Source organism: Achromobacter ruhlandii (genome assembly GCF_002082135.1).
Lineage (GTDB): Bacteria > Pseudomonadota > Gammaproteobacteria > Burkholderiales > Burkholderiaceae_B > Achromobacter > Achromobacter ruhlandii.
On sequence record NZ_CP017433.1, the window covers coordinates 802,299 to 817,892 of the forward strand.

At 69.6% G+C, this 15,594-nt stretch carries 13 protein-coding genes; 7 read left to right on the plus strand and 6 right to left on the minus strand.

Features of this window, described 5'->3' with window-relative positions; translation table 11 throughout:
* Nucleotides 1-15 precede the first annotated feature (15 nt).
* From oprZ to AruCF_RS03680, 3 genes are read right to left on the minus strand one after another with little or no spacing between them, the layout of a single operon-like run.
* Nucleotides 16-1,407, minus strand: a complete 1,392-nt coding sequence (oprZ, locus tag AruCF_RS03670) for a multidrug efflux RND transporter outer membrane subunit OprZ (RefSeq protein WP_049072014.1) — start codon at nucleotides 1,405-1,407, stop codon at nucleotides 16-18.
* Nucleotides 1,404-4,541, minus strand: a complete 3,138-nt coding sequence (axyY, locus tag AruCF_RS03675) for a multidrug efflux RND transporter permease subunit AxyY (protein WP_049072016.1) — start codon at nucleotides 4,539-4,541, stop codon at nucleotides 1,404-1,406. Before axyY ends, oprZ begins: the two co-directional genes overlap by 4 nt.
* Nucleotides 4,542-4,547: 6 nt before the next feature.
* Nucleotides 4,548-5,723, minus strand: a complete 1,176-nt coding sequence (locus AruCF_RS03680) for a MexX/AxyX family multidrug efflux RND transporter periplasmic adaptor subunit (protein WP_049072017.1) — start codon at nucleotides 5,721-5,723, stop codon at nucleotides 4,548-4,550.
* Between the two features lie 233 nt (nucleotides 5,724-5,956).
* On the opposite strand from AruCF_RS03680, the gene axyZ reads away from it, so the two are divergent.
* The 7 genes from axyZ to AruCF_RS03715 all read left to right on the plus strand — a co-directional run bounded on the left by axyZ (nucleotide 5,957) and on the right by AruCF_RS03715 (nucleotide 13,854).
* A complete protein-coding gene (gene axyZ / locus AruCF_RS03685; protein WP_083036552.1) occupies nucleotides 5,957-6,595 on the plus strand; it encodes a multidrug efflux transcriptional repressor AxyZ in 639 nt (212 codons plus the stop codon).
* A gap of 83 nt (nucleotides 6,596-6,678) precedes the next feature.
* Complete coding sequence (locus AruCF_RS03690; RefSeq protein WP_049072021.1) at nucleotides 6,679-7,575, plus strand: LysR family transcriptional regulator; 897 nt, start codon at nucleotides 6,679-6,681, stop codon at nucleotides 7,573-7,575.
* A gap of 244 nt (nucleotides 7,576-7,819) precedes the next feature.
* Complete coding sequence (locus AruCF_RS03695; RefSeq protein WP_049072023.1) at nucleotides 7,820-9,322, plus strand: ABC transporter substrate-binding protein; 1,503 nt, start codon at nucleotides 7,820-7,822, stop codon at nucleotides 9,320-9,322.
* A 95-nt stretch (nucleotides 9,323-9,417) separates the two neighbouring features.
* Nucleotides 9,418-11,217 (plus strand): gamma-glutamyltransferase family protein, encoded by a 1,800-nt coding sequence (locus AruCF_RS03700; protein WP_049077523.1) that lies wholly within the window; start codon nucleotides 9,418-9,420, stop codon nucleotides 11,215-11,217.
* 76 nt (nucleotides 11,218-11,293) lie between these two features.
* Entirely contained in the window at nucleotides 11,294-12,265 is a 972-nt protein-coding gene (locus tag AruCF_RS03705; protein WP_049077525.1) for a diacylglycerol/lipid kinase family protein, read from the plus strand.
* Nucleotides 12,262-13,056, plus strand: coding sequence for a metallophosphoesterase family protein (locus AruCF_RS03710; protein ID WP_049072025.1), 795 nt, complete (start codon nucleotides 12,262-12,264; stop codon nucleotides 13,054-13,056). The genes AruCF_RS03705 and AruCF_RS03710 overlap by 4 nt, the downstream gene beginning before the upstream one ends.
* A 30-nt stretch (nucleotides 13,057-13,086) precedes the next feature.
* Nucleotides 13,087-13,854 carry a phosphatase PAP2 family protein gene (locus AruCF_RS03715; RefSeq protein ID WP_049072028.1) on the plus strand — a complete coding sequence of 256 codons (768 nt, stop codon included), beginning with the start codon at nucleotides 13,087-13,089 and terminating at the stop codon, nucleotides 13,852-13,854.
* Here AruCF_RS03715 and AruCF_RS03720 read toward each other — a convergent pair.
* Genes AruCF_RS03720 through AruCF_RS03730 form a run of 3 tightly spaced genes read right to left on the minus strand, consistent with a single transcriptional unit; the run spans nucleotide 13,825 to nucleotide 15,313 of the window.
* Nucleotides 13,825-14,259, minus strand: a complete 435-nt coding sequence (locus tag AruCF_RS03720) for an NAD(P)-binding domain-containing protein (protein ID WP_049072030.1) — start codon at nucleotides 14,257-14,259, stop codon at nucleotides 13,825-13,827. The genes AruCF_RS03715 and AruCF_RS03720 overlap by 30 nt on opposite strands.
* Complete coding sequence (locus AruCF_RS03725) at nucleotides 14,256-14,702, minus strand: PaaI family thioesterase (RefSeq protein WP_049072032.1); 447 nt, start codon at nucleotides 14,700-14,702, stop codon at nucleotides 14,256-14,258. The genes AruCF_RS03720 and AruCF_RS03725 overlap by 4 nt, the downstream gene beginning before the upstream one ends.
* Nucleotides 14,699-15,313 (minus strand): TetR/AcrR family transcriptional regulator, encoded by a 615-nt coding sequence (locus AruCF_RS03730; RefSeq protein ID WP_049072034.1) that lies wholly within the window; start codon nucleotides 15,311-15,313, stop codon nucleotides 14,699-14,701. The genes AruCF_RS03725 and AruCF_RS03730 overlap by 4 nt, the downstream gene beginning before the upstream one ends.
* Between the last annotated feature and the right edge of the window lie 281 nt (nucleotides 15,314-15,594).

The window sequence follows — 15,594 nt, forward strand, 5'->3', positions numbered from 1 at the left end:
CAAGGCCGGGCCGCGTCAGGACGCCGGCGATGCGCCGTCGTCCCATCCCCCCAGCGCCTTGTACAGATCCACCGCATTGACCAGCCGGCGCTGCTGCAGCCGGATGTATTCCTGCTCGGACTCGAACAGGCTGCGCTGGGCCTCCAGCGTCTCCAGGTAGTTCGCCACCCCGCGCGCATAGCGCCGCTCGGCCAGCCGCTGGCGCTCGCGGTCGGCGTCGCGCACCTTGCGCTGGGCCTCGATCTGGTCGCGCAGCGCGTCGCGCGCCGACAGGGCGTCGGCCACGTCGCGGAACGCCGCCTGGATGCTGCCCTCGTACTGCGCCACCGCGATGTGCTTGCGGGTCTCGGCCAGCGACAGGTTGGCGCGGTTGCGGCCGGCGTTGAAGATCGGCAGCGTCAGGCGCGGCGCGAAGCTCCAGCCGCCGGTGCCGCCGCTGAACAGGTCCGAGAAGCGGTCGGCGGTGGTGCCGATGTCGGTGGTCAGCTGCACCGACGGAAAGAATGCCGCGCGCGCCGCGCCGATGTCGGCGTTGGCCGCGCGCAGCGCCTGTTCCGCCTGGCGCAGATCGGGGCGGCGCGTCAGCAGCTCGGACGGCAGGCCGGCCGCCAGCGGCGTCAGGCTCTGGCTCTCCAGCGGCGCCGGATCGACGCCGAGCGGCAGCGCGAAATCGCCCGCCAGCAGGCCCAGCGCATGCCGCGCGAGGCTGGCCTCGCGGGTCAGCTCGGCGCGCGTGGCGCGCGAGCTTTCCACCAGCATCTGCGCGGTGCGCAGGCCGATGGCGGTCTCCAGTCCGGCGTCGTAGCGGCGCTGGGTCAGCTTGAGCGAGGTCTCGCGCAGCGCCAGCGTGTCGTCGGTCAGGCGCAGTTGCTCGGCCAGCGAACGCTGGTTGAAGTAGGCCGTCGCCGTCTCTGCCACCAGCGCCAGCGTGGCGGCGCGGTGCGCCTCCTCGCTGGCCAGGTAGCGCGCCAGCGCGGCATCCGACAGGCTCCGCACCCGGCCGAAGAAATCCAGTTCGAAGGCGGTAATGCCGACGGCGGCGCGATAACGGCTGGACACCGCCGTGCCGGACTGGCCCGGTTCGGTGGCGCGGCCGCGGCTGAATTCGCCGCTGGCGTCGATCGATGGCAGGCGTTCCGATTGCTGCACGCCGTACAGCGCGCGCGCCTCCTCGATGCGCAATGCCGCCACCCGCAGGTCGCGGTTGTTGGCCAGCGCGGCCGTGATCCAGGCCTGTAGCGCCGGGTCGTTGAAATAGGCGCGCCAGTCCTGTGGCGCGGCCGCCTGTCCGGGCTGCGCCGGCGTGTCGTATTGCGCCGGCACCGGCGCCGCGGGGCGCTCATGGGTGGGCGCCAGCGAGCAGCCGGACAGCGCCAGCGCCAGCAGGGTCATTGCCACGGGTTTCATGGCGTCGTCTCCAGCGATTCGCGGCCCTCGGGGCGCGCGGGGCGGGCGCGCATGCCAACCATGCGCCCCACGATAAGAAAGAACAGCGGCACCAGGAACACCGCCAGCACGGTCGCGGTAATGATCCCACCCAGCACGCCGGTGCCGATGGCGGCCTGCGCGCCGGAGGCGGCGCCGCTGGCCAGCGCCAGCGGCAGCACGCCCACGCCGAAGGCCAGCGAGGTCATCACGATCGGCCGCAGCCGCAGCCGCGCGGCTTCCAGCGTGGCGGACAGGATGCCCTGACCGTCGCGCACCAGGTCCTTGGCCACTTCCACGATCAGGATCGCGTTCTTGGCCGACAGGCCGATGGTGGCGATCAGGCCGACCTTGAAGTAGATGTCATTGGGCATGCCGCGCACGGTCACGCCCAGCAGCGCGCCGATCACGCCCAGCGGCACCACCAGGATCACCGCCAGCGGAATCGACCAGCTCTCATACAGGGCCGCCAGCGCCAGGAACACGATCAGCACCGACAGCGCGAACAGCACCGGCGCCTGGTTGCCGGACAGCCGCTCTTCGTATGACTGGCCCGACCAGTCGAAGCCGATGCCGCGCGGCAGCTCGGCCGCCAGCGCCTCCATGGCGCGCATGGCCTCGCCGCTGCTGTGGCCCGGCGCCGCCGAGCCGTTGATGGTGAACGACGGGAAGCCGTTGTAGCGGTTCAGCTGCGGCGGCCCCATCGACCACTTCAGCGTGGCGAACGCCGACAGCGGCACCATCTGGCCTTGCAGGTTGCGCACGTGCAGGCGCGAGATGTCATCCACGTCCACGCGGCGCTTGCCGTCGGCCTGCACCGTCACGCGCCGCACCTGGCCGTTGAGCATGAAGTCGCCGATGTAGTCCGAGCCATACATCACCGCCAGCGCGGTGTTGATCTCGTCGATCGGCACGCCCATGGCCTGCGCCTTGTCACGGTCGATGCGCAACTGCAGCTGCGGCGCCTCTTCCTGGCCGGCGAACACCACGTCCGTCAGCGCCGGATGCTCTGCCGCCGCCGCCAGCAGTTTCCGCCGCGCCTGCGTCAAGGCCTCATAGCCCAGGCCGCCGCGGTCCTGCAGCCGGAAGTCGAAGCCCGAGGTCGAGCCCAGGTCCGGCAGCGGCGGCGAGTTCAGCGCGAACACCATCAGGTTCTTGCGGTCGGCAAAGGCCTCGTTGATGCGCTTGACCACCGCGTCGACGTGCAGCGAGGCATCGCGCCGCGCCTTCCAGTCCTTGAGCGTGACGAAGAACATGGCCGAGTTCGGGCCGCTGCCGTACTGGCTGAAGCCGTTGACCGAATACACGTACTGCACCGGCTCGTGTTCCATCATGTAGCGCTCGACGTCCTTGACCACGGCCATGGTCTCGGCCTGCGGCGAGCCTTGCGGCAGGATCACCATGGCCATGAAGCTGCCCTGGTCCTCGTCCGGCAGGAACGACGACGGCAGGCGCGCGAACAGCAGCGCCGCCACGCCGATCACCAGCGCGTAGGCCAGCCCGAAGCGCACCGGCCGCGCCAGCACGCCGGCCACGCGCGCCGTATAGCGCGTGGTCAGGCGCGCGAAGGCGCGGTTGAACCAGCCGAAGAAGCCGCGCTTCTCGTGGTGGCCGGCCGGGATTGGTTTCAACAGGCTGGCGCACAGCGCCGGCGTCAGCGACAGCGCCAGGAAGGCCGAGAAGGCGATCGACACCGCCAGCGTCACGGCGAACTGGCGGTAGATGTTGCCCACGGCGCCGTCGAAGAACGCCATCGGCACGAACACCGACACCAGCACCACGGTGATGCCGACGATGGCGCCGCTGATCTGGCCCATGGCCTTGACCGTGGCGTCATGCGGCGACAGGCCTTCCTCGGCCATGATGCGCTCGACGTTCTCGACCACCACGATGGCGTCGTCCACCAGGATGCCGATGGCCAGCACCATGCCGAACATCGTCAGCACGTTGATCGAATAGCCCAGCCCCAGCATCACCCCCAGCGTGCCCAGCAGCGCCACCGGCACCACCAGCGTCGGGATCAGCGTGGCGCGCAGGTTCTGCATGAACAGGTACATCACGCAGAACACCAGCGCCACCGCCTCCAGCAGCGTCATCAGCACCTTCTGGATCGAGATCTCGACGAAGGTGGAGGTTTCGTACGGGATGTCCCAGCTCACGCCCGGCGGGAAGTACTGCGCCAGTTCGCGCATGGTCTCGCGGATGCGGCGGGTGGTCTCGACCGCGTTGGAGCCGGGCGCCAGCTTGATGCCCAGGCCGGTGCCCGTCATGCCGTTGACGCGCGACAGGTACATGTAGTCGGTGCCGCCCAGCTCCACCCGCGCCACGTCCTTCAGGCGCAGCGTGGCGCCGCCCGGCAGCGCCCGCAACGGGATGTTGGCGAACTGTTCCGGCGTGTGCAGCGATTCCCCCGCCACGATGCTGGCGTTCAGCGGCGCGTCCTTCGGCACGGCCTGGTTGCCCAGTTCGCCGATGGTGACGCGCGCGTTGTGGCTGCGCAGGGCCGAGACGATGTCGCCCGGCGTCAGCGACAGGGCGGTGAGCCTGGCCGGGTCCGGCCAGATGCGCATCGCCGCTTCCGCGCCGAACAACTGCACCTTGCCTACGCCCTCGACCCGCCGCAGTGCCTGCAGCACATTGGAGGCCGCCAGTTCGCCCAGCTGTATGTCATCGAGGCTGCCGTCGGACTTCAACGACACCACCAGCTGGATGTTGTCCGCCGCCTTCTCTACGCGCACGCCGTCGCGCCGCACGGATTCCGGCAGGCGCGGCTCGACCGCCTTCAGGCGGTTCTGCACTTCCACCGCCGCGATGTCGGGGTTGGTGCCTTGCTTGAAGGTCAGGTTGATGCTGGCCCAGCCGGTCGAATCGCTGCTGGACGAGGTGTACATCAGCCCCGGGGCGCCGTTCATCTCGCGTTCGATGATGGCGGTGACGGCTTCCTCGACCACCTTGGCCGAGGCGCCGGGATAGCTGGCGCCGATGTTGACGACGGGCGGAGCGATGTCCGGATACTGCGCCACCGGCAGTGCGCGGATCGACAACAGGCCGATCAGCGCGATCAGCAGCGAGATCACCCACGCGAAAACGGGGCGATCGATAAAGAAACGCGCCATGGCGGTTTACCTTTTTTCGTTATTTCCCGCGGTCGCCGCGGGCGCGCTCGGCGCGGTCCGCTCGACCGGTTTGATTTTCTGGCCGGGGGCCAGCTGCGCGGCGTTTTCCACCACCACGCGCTCACCGCCTTTCAGGCCCTCTGTGACGACCCAATTCGGGCCCAGCAGACGATGCGCGGCCACTGGCGCACTGCGCAGTTCGCCGTCGTCGCCAGCCACCAGCAGGTGGGCGCCGTCGGCATTGCGCAGCAGGGCGTCGCGCGGCACTAGGTAGGTGTCGCGGTTGACGGCCTGCTCCAGACGCACTCGCACATACATGCCCGGCAGCAGCGCGCGGTCCGGGTTGTCGAACAGCGCGCGCATGGTCACGTTGTCGGTGCCGGGATCGACCGCCAGGTCGGCGAACGACAGCGTGCCGTCCTGGCCGTACTCGGAGCCGTCTGGCAGCAGCAGGCGCACCCGCATCTTGTCGGGCGCGACGCCTTCCACGGCCCCGGCGCGGATCTGCTTCTGCAACTGCATGACTTCAGCCGCGGGTTGGGCGAAATTGACGTAGATCGGGTCGAGCTGCTGCACTACCGTCAGCGGGGTGGCCTGGCCTTCGCCCACCAGCGCGCCCTCGGTGACCAGCGCGCGGCGCGCGCGGCCGTCGATCGGCGAGGTGACCCGGGCGTATTCCAGCCGCAGCCTGGCGCTTTGCAGGTTGGCCTTGGCCAGCGCCACCTCGGCGCGGGCCTGGCGTTCCTCGGCCACGCTTTCGGCGTGGTCGCGTTCGCTGATGGCGCGGTCGGACACCAGGTCGGCGTAGCGGCGCAGCTTGTCGGCGGCGGCGGACAGGTTGGCCTGGGCGCGCGCCAGCGAGGCGGCCTCGGAATCGTAGGCGGCCTGCAGCGGCGCCGGGTCGATCTGGAACAGCGGCGTACCGCGCGCCACTTCCTGGCCTTCTTCATACAGGCGGCGGGTGACGATGCCGGCCACGCGGGCGCGGACCTCGGCCTCGCGGTAGGGCTCCAGCCGGCCAGGCAGTTCGCTGGCCACGGAAGTGGGCGTGGCCCGGGCCACGATGACGCCGATTTCGGCGGGGACGTTGGCAGCTGCAGGGGGCTCCTGCTTCGAGCATGCGGAAACGAGAACCAATACGGATGCGAATGCGAGCGTTCTGAAGGGAACTTGGTGCGTCATTTTCTAAAAATTATTGTTGGGCGCCCGTTGCGGGCGAGAGAGGGAAAGTCGCGGGTTTTCCCTGTGGGGTCCGCAGTCTATCATTTAATCCGTCATGCTTGATTAATTGTTTTGTTCGAAAGTATGCTGGCGGCTGCACACTTCTTCACAGTGCGCAGACGGCGGCCCCCGCAAGGCGGGCCGCCGTTTTCATGTCCATCCCTTCAACCCATTTTCCACAAGGAGATCCCTGTATGGCCCGCAAGACGAAAGAAGAATCCCAACGCACCCGCGACCGCATCCTGGACGCCGCCGAACACGTGTTCCTGTCCAAGGGCGTGGCCAGCACCACCATGAGCGATATCGCCGATTTCGCGGGCGTGTCCCGGGGCGCCGTCTACGGCCATTACAAGAACAAGATCGATGTCTGCATCGCCATGTGCGACCGTGCCCTGGGCGAGGCGGTGTCGCTGACGCGGGTCTCGACCGATGGCGCGGCGCTGGAAGCGCTGTACGCCTCGATGCGTCAGTACGTACAGATCTACGCGGAGGAAGGCTCGGTGCAGCGCGTGCTGGAAATTCTCTACCTGAAATGCGAGCGCAGCGACGAGAACGCGCCCCTCCTGCGCCGCCGCGACCTGTGGGAACGCCACGCCCTGCGCACGTCTGAAAAACTGCTGCGCGCCGCCGTCAGCCGCGAGGACCTGCCGCCCGCGCTCGACGTGCGCCTGTCCAATGTCTACCTGCACTCCCTGATCGAAGGGGGGTTCGGCACCATCTGTTGGTCCGATCGTCTCAAGGGCGATATCTGGCCGCGCGTCGAGCGCATGCTCCGTGCCGCCATCGACACGCTGCGCCTGTCGCCGCAACTGCGCTTGCCGCAGGCCGCCTGACCCCGTCGACGCGGACGCCGCCGTCACGGCCGTCCGCGTGGCCATGCCGCGCCGGGGGCGCCGCGCGCCCCTACAATCCGGGCATGACCCTCAAGCAACTCGAAGCCTTCTACTGGGCCGCCACCTGCGCCAGTTTCGCCGTGGCGGCCGAGCGCCTGCACCTGTCGGTGTCGTCGCTGTCCAAGCGCATCGCCGAACTCGAGGAGGCGCTGGGTCAACGGCTGTTCGACCGCAGCGGCCACAAAGCGGCGCTGACCGACGCCGGCCAGCGGCTGCTGCCGCAGGCGCGCGAACTGCTGGCCGCGGCCGATCAGATCCGCGCCTCCCTGGCTGAAACGCCCGGCCTGCGCGGCCGCTGCCGTTTCGGCGTGGGCGAACTGACCGCGCTGACCTGGCTGCCGCGCCTGATCGGCGTGGTGCGCGCCGCCTATCCCGACCTGGTGCTGGAACCCTACGTCGATATCGGCCAGGTGCTGGAGCAGCGCGTCGCCGACGGCGAGCTGGACTTCGCGGTCATCGCCGGACGTTCATCGCGTCCCGGCATCGCCTCCGCGCCGATCGGAGAAGCCGCGTTCGCCTGGGTCGCGGCGCCGGCCGTGCTCGCGGGCGACACCCGCCTGACGCCGGCATTGCTGGCGCGGCTGCCGCTGGTGACCTTGCCCGCGGGCGCCGGCACCACCCGCATCATCGACGACTGGCTGGCCGGACGCGACGCGGCGGGCGAACGCCTGTGCTGCAACAACTGGGGCGCCATCGCCGGTCTGCTGATCGAAGGCACCGGGGTCGGGCTGCTGCCGCGCCATTGGGCCCAGGCGCTGCAGGCCGAGGGCAGCCTGCGCGTGCTGCACTGCGATCCCGAACCGGCGGCGCTGCCGTATTCCTTCCAGTACCGCCGCGACGATGCCCGGCCGCTGGTCGCCAGGCTGCGCGAGTCGGTGCGGGCGGCGGTGGATTTCTCGGCGCCGTGCCGGCTGCCCTGAGGCATTGACGGCCGGGAACGCGTTCCCGCGTCCGCAAGGCGGTCGTCTGGCGCGTGGTTCGAGCGCCTGACTGCCGCCGCTCTATACAATCGCCGCGCGCCTGGCGCAGAATCCAACAAGAACGTGCGCAACGGGGGGATGGGCCCGGCGATGCAGCACGGCTCGGGGTCTGTTCCCTCACCGCCAGGCGGCGCGCCGTCCGGCGCGGGGGGAAGCAGGCCGCCTGAATCGACGGAGATCATTCATGCGTAAACTCTGCCTCGCCATGGCCATGGCGGGAATGCTGGCCAGCGGGCTGGCCCAAGCCCAGTCGACCCTGCGGGTCGGCCTGCAGGACGACCCGGACGTGCTCGATCCGACCCGCGCCCGCACCTTTGTCGGCCGCATCGTGTTCGCCTCGCTGTGCGACAAGCTGGTCGACATCACGCCGGACCTGAAGTTCGTGCCTCAGTTGGCGCAGTCCTGGAGCACCAGCCCCGACAACAAGACGCTGACCTTCAAGCTGCGCACCGACGCCGTGTTCCATGACGGCACGCCGATCGACGCCGCCGCGGTCAAGGCCAATCTGGATCGCGCCCGCACGCTGCCCGACAGCAACCGCAAGAGCGAGCTGGCCACCGTGGCCAGCGTCGACGCGCCGGACGCCAGCACCGTGGTGCTGCACCTGTCCGAGCCCGACGCCTCGCTGCTGTCGCAGCTGTCCGACCGCGCCGGCATGATGATCTCGCCCGCCTCGTTCGACAAGGATCCCGGCGGCAAGCCGGTGTGCTCGGGCCCGTACCAGTTCAAGGAAAGGGTGCAGAACGACCGCATCGTGCTGGAGAAATTTCCCAAGTATTGGGACGCCGCCAACTATCACTTCGACCGTGTCGTCTTCACGCCGATCCCCGACAACACCGTGCGCCTGAACAACCTGCGCGCCGGCGACCTCGACATCATCGAGCGCGTGGCGCCCAGCGACGCCAAGGCGGTCAAGGACGACGCCAACCTGCGCCTGGCCCCCGTCACGGGCCTGGGCTTCCAGTCGATCTCGGTCAACCTGGGCAATGGCGCGCGCGCCAACAACCCGCTGGCCAAGGACAAGCGCGTGCGCCAGGCGCTCGACCTGGCCATCGACCGCGACGTGCTCAACCAGGTCATCGGCGAAGGCCAGTACCAGCCGGCCTACCAGCCGTTCCCGCCGGCCAGCTTCGCCTACAACAAGTCGTTCGAGCACGCCGGCCGCGATCCCAAGAAGGCCCAGGCCCTGCTCAAGGAAGCGGGCTTCGACCGCGTCAAGTTCGAGATCACTTTCGGCAACAACACCACCATGCAGCAGGTGTTCGAACTGGTGCAGGCCATGGGCGCCGAAGCCGGTTTCGACATCACCCTGCGTCCGGTCGAATTCGCCTCGCTGCAATCGTCGCTGGCCCGCGGCGATTTCGAAGTCGGGCAGAGCGGCTGGTCGGGCCGGGTCGATCCCAGCGGCAACATCCACCAGTACCTGAGCTGCAAGGGCAACCTGAATGACGGCAAGTTCTGCGACGCGCAGGCCGACAAGTTGCTCGGCGAGGCCCGCGCCGAGCCGGATACCGCCAAGCGCCGCGCCCTGTACGACCAGGTGCTGTCGGTGATGCAGGAGCAGCGTCCCATCATCTACCTGTTCTACCTGCCGTGGACCTTCGGCACGCAGAAGAAGCTGGAAGGCTTCGTGCCGTATCCCGATGGCCTGATCCGCCTGAAGGGCGTCACCCTGGCCGGGAAGTAGCATCGAGCCAGATACGGGACCCGGTTGCGGGTCCCGTTTTTACTTGTCTCTCGCGGCCGCCGGCCTCGCGCCGTCCGCAACAGGATCGCATCATGATGTTTACGACTCGCCCGGAAATCCTCGGCACCTTTGGTGTCGTGACCTCCACCCATTGGCTGGCCAGCTCGGCCGGCATGTCGCTGCTGGAGCGCGGCGGCAACGCCTTCGACGCCTGTGTCGCCTCGGCCTTCGTGCTGCAGGTGGTCGAGCCCCACCTGGTCGGCCCGGCCGGCGAAGTGCCGGCGGTGTTCTATTCCGCCCGCACCGGCCGCCTCGAAGTGCTGTGCGGCCAGGGCACCACGCCCGCCGCCGCCACGCTCGAGCGCTACCGCGCCGAAGGCCTCGGTCTGATCCCCGGCAACGGCCTGCTGGCCACCGTGATCCCCGGCGCGTTCGACGCCTGGATGCAGTTGCTGCGCGACCACGGCACGATGCGCGTGCGCGACGTGCTGGAACCGGCCATCTACTACGCGGAGCACGGCCACGCGCTGATGCCGCGCATCTCCAACACCATCGCCGGCCTGAAGGACTTCTTCCAGGCCCACTGGCCCACCACCGCGCAGGTCTACCTGCCCGGCGGCAACGTGCCCGAGGCCCGCAAGCTGTTCCGCAACCCGGCGCTGGCCGCCACCTGGACCCGCGTGCTGCGGGAAGCGGAACAGGCCGGCGCCGACCGCGAGCGCCAGATCGAGGCCGCCCGCGACGCCTTCTACCGCGGCTTCGTCGCCGAGGCCATCGACAAGTTCGCGCGTGGCACCGAGGTCATGGACGAGAGCGGCCAGCGCCATCGGGGCGTGATCACCGCCGACGACCTGGCCGGCTGGTCCGCCAGCTACGACCAGCCCGCCACCTATGACTACCACGGCTACACCGTGGCCAAGGCAGGCGCCTGGAGCCAGGGGCCGGTGTTCCTGCAGACCCTGGCGCTGCTCAAGGACATGGACCTGGCCGGCGTCGGCCCGACCAGCGCCGAGTTCGTGCACCGCGTCACCGAGGCCATGAAGCTGGCCTTCGCCGACCGCGAGGCCTACTACGGCGATCCCGCCTTCGTCGACGTGCCGCTGGCCCAATTGCTGTCGGACGACTACAACGACGCGCGCCGCGCGCTCATCGGCGAGCAGGCCTCGCAGGACCTGCGGCCCGGCGTGATTCCCGGCTTCGAGGCGCAGGTGGCGCGGGTCATGGACACGCTGCAGCGCCTGTCCAAGGTGTCGGCCCCCGGCAGCGCGACCAACGAACCGACGCTGGCCGACATGCGCGCCTCGGTCAAGCGCGGCGACACCACCCACGTCGACGTCATCGACCGCTGGGGCAACATGATCTCGGCCACGCCGTCGGGCGGCTGGTTCCAGTCCTCGCCGGTGATCCCGGAACTGGGTTTCGGCCTGAACACCCGCGCCCAGATGTTCTGGCTGGAAGAGGGCCTGCCGGGCACGCTGGCGCCGGGCAAGCGTCCACGCACCACGCTGACGCCGTCGCTGGCGCTGCGCGAGGGCCGGCCCTATCTCGCATTCGGCACGCCGGGCGGCGACCAGCAGGAGCAATGGCAACTGCTGTTCTTCCTGCGCCACGCGCACCATGGCCTGAACCTGCAGGAAGCCATCGACCTGCCGATGTCGCACACCATGCATTTCCCCACCTCGTTCTACCCGCGCGACCGCAAGCCGGGACACCTGGCGGTGGAAAGCGGCTTCGGCGCCGAGACCATTGCCGCGCTGCGCGCCCGCGACCACCACATCGAGGAAGTGCCGCAATGGTCGGTAGGCCGCCTGACCGCCGCTTCGCGCGACGCCGACGGCCTGCTGCACGCGGCCGCCACGCCGCGCCTGATGCAGGCCTACGCGGTCGGCCGCTGAGCCGCGAGCCGGCGCGCCCTCCCGGCGCGCGCCGGCACGGTTGCGGCGATTTGCCGCCATGGGCTATCTTTTGCCCATGACGCCTATCCAGCAGAGCCCGGCGACCGGGGCTCGTCCCCTCGCGGGACACGAACCTCTCTTCATCGTCCTGAACACCGGCTCCGGGCGCGGCGACGCGCAAGTGCTGCAGGACATCATCCGCCGCGTGCTCGACGAGGCCGGCCGCCGCTTCCAGCTGATGCCGGTCGACGATCCGTCGCGCCTGGTGGCCACCGCCCGCGAGGCCGTGGCCCTGGCGCGCGAGGCCGGCGGCATCGTGGTCGCGGCCGGCGGCGACGGCACGCTCAATGCCGTCGCCGGCCAGGTGCTGGGGCAGGGCGTGCCATTCGGCATCCTGCCGCAAGGCACCTTCAATTACTTCGGCCGCCGCTACGGTATCTCGCAGGACACCGAGGCCGCGCTGCGCGGCCTGCTGGGCGGCGAGCTGCGGCAGGTGCAGGTCGGCCTGCTCAATGGCCGCCTGTTCCTGGTCAACGCCAGCCTCGGCCTCTACCCGCAGTTGCTGGAAGACCGGGAGGCCTACAAGCAACGCTTCGGCCGCAGCCGCCTGGTGGCGCTGTGGTCCGGACTGGTGACGCTGCTGCGCGCGCCGCGCCAGCTCAGCCTGCGCCTGGACTACGAAGGCCGTCCGCGCGACCTGCGTACCCCGACCCTGGTGGTGGGCAACAACCGCCTGCAGCTGGAGCACATCGGCATCGACCCCACCGAGCTCGATCGCAACCGCCTGGTGGCCATGGCCACCAGGCCGGTTGGCACGCTGGCGTTGTATGGCCTGCTGCTGCGCGGCCTGTTCAGCCGCCTCGGCGATGCCGAGCACGTCGTCAGCTTCGCCTTTGATCGCCTGATGGTCTCGATTCGCGGCCGCCGCCGCGTCAAGGTCGCCATGGACGGCGAGATCTCCTGGATGGACACCCCGCTGGAATTCAGGGTGTCCGACACGCCCCTGCCGCTGGTGGTGCCGGTCGATGCCCAAGAGGAGCGTCCATGACGCGCATCCTGCAATTCTCGGACACCCACTTCGGCACCGAGCGCAAGCAGGTGGTCGAGGCCGCGCTGGACCTGGCGCGCGCGCTCGCGCCGGACCTGGTGGTGATCAGCGGCGACATCACCCAGCGCGCCCGCCGCGGCCAGTTCGCCGCCGCCCGCAAGTTCATCGAGCGCCTGTCGCTGCCGGTGCTGGCGGTCCCTGGCAACCATGACATTCCGCTGTTCAATGTGTTCGCGCGCGCGCTCAACCCCTACGGCAACTACAAGCGCGCGCTCGGCGCGGTGCTCGAACCGGTCTATGAAACCGCCGGCCTGCTGGCCATCGGCGTCAACACCACGCGGCCCCGCCGCCGCAAGGATGGCGAGATCTCCGACGCCCAGATCGCGCGGGTGGCGCAGCGGTTGCGCCAGGCCCGGCCCGGCCAGTTGCGGGTAGTGGTGGCGCACCATCCGGTGCGGGCCAAGGTCGAATCCGACCGCTTCAATCTGCTGATCGGGCGCGAACGGGCGCTGGCGGCCTGGGCCCAGGCCGGGGTCGACCTGATCCTCGGCGGCCACATCCATCTGCCCTACGTGTTGCCGGCCAGCGCCGATCCGGCCGTGGCGGCCGGCTGGGCAGTGCAGGCGGGCACCACCTGCTCGCGGCGGGTGCGCGGCAATATTCCCAATTCGGTCAATGTGATCACGCGCGAGGGCGAAGGCGACACCCGGGTCTGTCATGTCGAGCGCTGGGACTACGCCGCCGCCGCCCACGCCTTCGCGCCGGTCGACAAGACCCTGGTCGCTGGGTAGGGCGATGCGGACAGTAAGGGAGCCCGCGCGATGACCGACGCCTGCGCGGCCTGGGTTGCTTCCCATGCGCTGCCGCTGTTCCTGTTGTTGCCGCTGTGCGCGGCGGCGCTGGCGGTGGCCCTGGCGCGCGCCTGCGCGCGCGCCAAGCCGGCCTGGCGCCTGGCCGGCGTGGCCGGGAGCATGATCCTGGCTGGCGCGCTGTTCCTGGCGCTGGCCGCCGCCGTGACGCGCCCGGGGAGGGTGGTCGAGTTCGACAGCGCCCTGGCCAGCGCCCTCAGCATGTCGATGGGCGATTCCCTGTTGTGGCTGCTGTCCTGGTTCACCACATTGGGCGACCGCGACTTCCTGGCCGTGATCGCGGTGCTGATGACCGCCACGCTGCTGGCCCGGCGCCAATGGGGGCTGGCGGCCTTCTGCGCGGCCGCCACCGCGGGCGGCGGCCTGCTCAACCGTCTGCTCAAGTACGCCTTCGAGCGCGTGCGGCCCGAGCACGACCATGGTTTCGTCACCGCGCTGGGCTGGAGCTTTCCCAGCGGCCACGCGTCGGCCGCGATGGCGGTCTACGGCGCCGCCTGCTACCTGGCCTGGCGCCTGGCGCCGGCCTCGTGGCGCTTGCCCGGCGTGGCCCTGGCGGCGGCGCTGGTGATGGCGATCGGCCTGAGCCGCGTCCTGCTGCAGGTGCATTTCGCCAGTGACGTGGTGGCGGGCTTCGCCATCAGTTTCGTCTGGCTGGCGCTGTGCGTGGTCGCGGCCGAACGCCTGGGCGGCTCAGCGCGGCGCGATCAGGGCATTCAATAGCCGCGCATCCGGCCCGGCGCCGGCCGTTGGCCGCAGCGGCGCGCAGGCGTAGCGTCCGCCGGCGGTGGCGATCGCCTGGTCCAGCCGGCGCGCCCGCTCGGGCGGCGGCGGCTCCAGGTCGACGATCAGCTTGCCCGCCACCGGCGCGGTGACCTCGCCGTCGCTGAAGCGCTCAAGGGTCCGGTCGATTTCGCGTTCGCGCGGCAGGGCCAGCACGATGGTGTCGGACTCCGCCAGCGCTTCGCGCGCCGAGGTTGCCAGGGTGGCGCTGCCGCGGAAGTCCTCGCAACGGTCCGGGTCGATGTCGTAGACCGTCAGGGCGATGTCCGGCTCGGCCGCGAGCAGCCGCCGCGCCGCCTGGGTGCCGGTGCGGCCCATGCCGACGATGCTGATGCGCAGGCTCATGGCTTCGGCACCGACCAGGTGCTGACGATATGGGCCAGCGGCTCATCCGAACCCGCGGCGGTCAGGGTGACCTCGCCCGCGGACAGGCGGCCCACCTTGAGCAGCCGCGCCTCGGCGTGGATCGCGCCGGCCGGGCTCTTGCGCAGGAAGTTGATGGTCAGGCTGGCGGTCACCGCGTGGGCCTGGCCGGTGGCGCCGACCACGGCCGCGTACATGGCCAGGTCGGCCAGCCCCATCAGCATCGGGCCGGCGACGATGCCGCCGAGCCGCTGGTGGCTGTCGCGGGCGGGCAGCACGGCCAGCGCGGTGCCGCGGCCGATGCGCTCCACTTCGATTCCCAGCAGTAGCGAAAACGGATGCTGCTCGGCCAGCAACTGCCGGAAATCGGCCAGGCTGATCAGCGGCGCGTCGGTGTCGGCGCAGGGCAGGGTCGTGGCGGTCATCGTTGTTCCAGCGCGTGGCAGTAGTGATCCAACAGGACGTCGGCCTGCTGGCCCAGGGATTTCAGGCGGCGGGTGTGCAACAGCAACAGCAGTCCGATCAGATAGGTGAAGACATTCATTTGCTCGACCCGCGCGGTCTCGGCCGTCCAGCACTTGGCGCGGACCAGGGCCTGGCCGAGCACGTCGACGCACTGCCGCAGCCGGCCGTTGAGCCGCTCGTCCATGTCGCGCCCCAGCCCGCGCGGCCCCAGCCCCTGGAACAGGTACAGCCCCAGCGAGAAATCGGTGCGGCGCTCGGCGTAGTAGCCGAAAAAGGCCAGGATGGCCTGGCGCGCGGCCGACTCGGGGGCGCCGCCAGAGGTCGCGCCCAGCAGGTGGGTGTGCAGGCGCTGCAGCGATTCGTCCAGCAAGGCGCCGTACAGCGCCTCCTTGCCCGCGAACCAGGGGTAGATCGCGCCGGTGGTGCAGCCGGCCTCCTTGGCGATGGCGCGCAGCGTGGTTTTTTCCAGCCCGTCGCGCTCGAATACCCGCTGGGCGGCGTCCAGGATCATCTGCCGGCGCAGCGCGCTCAGGCGTTCGTTGCGGTCGCTGCGAGGAGTGACGGTGACCATGGCCAGGGAAGCAAATGAGTGACTATGTTGCGAAATAATATCGCTGCTTTATTTAAATAACAACGTTATCCATGCTGACCGGGTCAACGTGGGGAAGGGCGTCCGGACAGGCTCGGGAGCAGCCCCGTCGAGGAGGTTATTCAGTCTGGAAAGGCATATGAAAGAAACCCGGCGCCATCCCTTCAATTATTAGGGCCAGGGCTGAAAGTCGCATGGATACGTGGTCATTCGCAAAACGCAGGGTTAGCCCTATGGGGAGTTGGTCTGATGTTGCAATATCC

Coding starts and splice junctions, on each gene's coding strand:
- AruCF_RS03715 (WP_049072028.1), top strand. CDS start 13,087: ATGACCGACGCCTGCGCGGCCTGGGTTGCTTCCCATGCGCTGCCGCTG.
- AruCF_RS03730 (WP_049072034.1), bottom strand. CDS start 15,313: ATGGTCACCGTCACTCCTCGCAGCGACCGCAACGAACGCCTGAGCGCG.
- axyZ (WP_083036552.1), top strand. CDS start 5,957: ATGGCCCGCAAGACGAAAGAAGAATCCCAACGCACCCGCGACCGCATC.
- AruCF_RS03720 (WP_049072030.1), bottom strand. CDS start 14,259: ATGAGCCTGCGCATCAGCATCGTCGGCATGGGCCGCACCGGCACCCAG.
- AruCF_RS03710 (WP_049072025.1), top strand. CDS start 12,262: ATGACGCGCATCCTGCAATTCTCGGACACCCACTTCGGCACCGAGCGC.
- AruCF_RS03700 (WP_049077523.1), top strand. CDS start 9,418: ATGTTTACGACTCGCCCGGAAATCCTCGGCACCTTTGGTGTCGTGACC.
- AruCF_RS03695 (WP_049072023.1), top strand. CDS start 7,820: ATGCGTAAACTCTGCCTCGCCATGGCCATGGCGGGAATGCTGGCCAGC.
- AruCF_RS03725 (WP_049072032.1), bottom strand. CDS start 14,702: ATGACCGCCACGACCCTGCCCTGCGCCGACACCGACGCGCCGCTGATC.
- AruCF_RS03690 (WP_049072021.1), top strand. CDS start 6,679: ATGACCCTCAAGCAACTCGAAGCCTTCTACTGGGCCGCCACCTGCGCC.
- axyY (WP_049072016.1), bottom strand. CDS start 4,541: ATGGCGCGTTTCTTTATCGATCGCCCCGTTTTCGCGTGGGTGATCTCG.
- oprZ (WP_049072014.1), bottom strand. CDS start 1,407: ATGAAACCCGTGGCAATGACCCTGCTGGCGCTGGCGCTGTCCGGCTGC.
- AruCF_RS03680 (WP_049072017.1), bottom strand. CDS start 5,723: ATGACGCACCAAGTTCCCTTCAGAACGCTCGCATTCGCATCCGTATTG.
- AruCF_RS03705 (WP_049077525.1), top strand. CDS start 11,294: ATGACGCCTATCCAGCAGAGCCCGGCGACCGGGGCTCGTCCCCTCGCG.